Origin of the sequence: Gluconacetobacter johannae (genome assembly GCF_014174305.1) — a bacterium.
Taxonomy (GTDB): Bacteria; Pseudomonadota; Alphaproteobacteria; order Acetobacterales; family Acetobacteraceae; genus Gluconacetobacter; species Gluconacetobacter johannae.
Window position 1 is genome coordinate 1 of the sequence record NZ_JABEQH010000039.1, and the last position, 1714, is coordinate 1714.

At 71.8% G+C, this 1714-nt stretch carries 2 protein-coding genes; both read right to left on the reverse strand.

The genetic code is table 11. The features are described from left to right. A partial coding sequence (gene pstA, locus HLH21_RS16790; protein WP_182944892.1) for a phosphate ABC transporter permease PstA occupies positions 1-746 on the reverse strand: 746 nt, incomplete at its 3' end. Positions 747-807: 61 nt separating this feature from the next. Next, positions 808-1714: phosphate ABC transporter permease subunit PstC (pstC, locus tag HLH21_RS16795; RefSeq protein WP_182944891.1), on the reverse strand; the 907-nt coding region annotated here is incomplete at its 5' end.

The window sequence follows — 1714 nt, forward strand, 5'->3', positions numbered from 1 at the left end:
GCCAGCTGCGTCCAGTCGTCATACGCCGAACCCGCATACTGGTAGATCGCCACCGGCAGGCTGGCCATCGGCGCCCCCAGGTCCAGCGACCAGTTCATGTTCCCCAGCGAGGTGAACAGCAGCGGCGCCGTTTCCCCCGACACCCGCGCCACCGCCAGCAGGATGCCCGTCAGCACCCCGCTGCGCGCCGCCCGCAGGCACACCTGCAACACCACCCGCCATTTCGGCGCCCCCAGCGCATAGGCCGCCTCGCGCATCGTCAGCGGCACCAGCCGCAGCATGTCCTCGGTCGTCCGCACCACCACCGGCACGAACAGGATCGCCAGCGCCACCGCGCCCGACAGGCCCGAGAAATGCCCCACCGGCGCCACCAGCGCCATATACACGAACAGCCCGACCAGGATCGAGGGCGCCGACAGCATCATGTCCGACACGAAGCGCACCACATCCACCACCCGGCCGTCCTGCCCGTATTCCGACAGGTACACCCCCGTCAGCAGCCCCACCGGCGTGCCGATCGCCGCCGCCAGCCCCGTCTGCATCAGGCTGCCCACGATGGCGTTGGCCAGCCCGCCGCCCGACCCCGGCGGCATCGTCGCCCGCAGGAACACCGACGCCGACAGCCCCGGCAGCCCCCGCACCAGCAGGGTCAGCAGGATCGACGCCAGCGCCACCAGCACCACCGCCGTCGCCGCCAGGCTCAGCCCCGTCGCCAGGCGGTCGGCCAGCCGCCGCCGCGCCGCCAGCCCGCGCCCGCGCCGCCGGCCACCGCATCCCCGACCGTCGCCCCGACCATCGCCGTGTCCCTCATCTCACGCCTCCGCGCCGCAGCAGCAGGCGCGAGCACGCCAGCGTCACGAACGAGATCACCATCAGGATGAACCCCAGCGCCAGCAGCGACGACAGCTTCAGGCTGCCCGCCGGGCTTTCGGGAAATTCCAGCGCGATCAGCGAGGCGATGGTGTTGCCCGGCGCGAACAGCGACCAGCCGATGCGGTTGGCGTTGCCGATCACGAACGTCACCGCCATCGTCTCGCCCAGCGCCCGGCCCATCCCCAGCATGATCCCGCCCACCAGCGCCGGCCGCGACCACGGCAGGATGACGCTACGCATCACCTCCCACCGCGTCGCCCCCAGCCCGAACGCGCTTTCGCGGATCTGCGGCGGCATCGCCACGAACACGTCGCGCATCACCGCGCAGATGAACGGCGTCACCATCACCGCCAGCACCAGCCCGCCCGTCAGCAGCCCCGTCCCGTAGGGCGCGCCGTGGAACAGCGCCCCCAGCACCGGCACATGCCCCAGGCTGTGGTTCGCCCACGGCTGCACGTGCCGCGCCATCAGCGGCACGATCACGAAGAACCCCCACATGCCGAAGATGATCGACGGCACCGCCGCCAGCAACTGCACCGCCATCCCGATCGGCCCGGCCACCGCCGCCGGCGCCATCTCGACCAGCCAGAACGCAATCCCGAACGCCAATGGCACCGCGAACAGCAGCGCCAGCACCGTCGTCGCCAGCGACCCGAACACCGGCGCCGCCGCCCCGAAATGCCCGCTGACCGGGTTCCACACCGCGCTCCACGCAAAGCCGGGGCCAAATGCCCCCCACGCCTGCGCCCCGCCCCAGGCCAGAACCCCGATCAGCCCGCCCATCAGAACAAGGATCAGCCAGCCCGACAGACGCACCACGCCCGAAAACACCGCGTCGCCG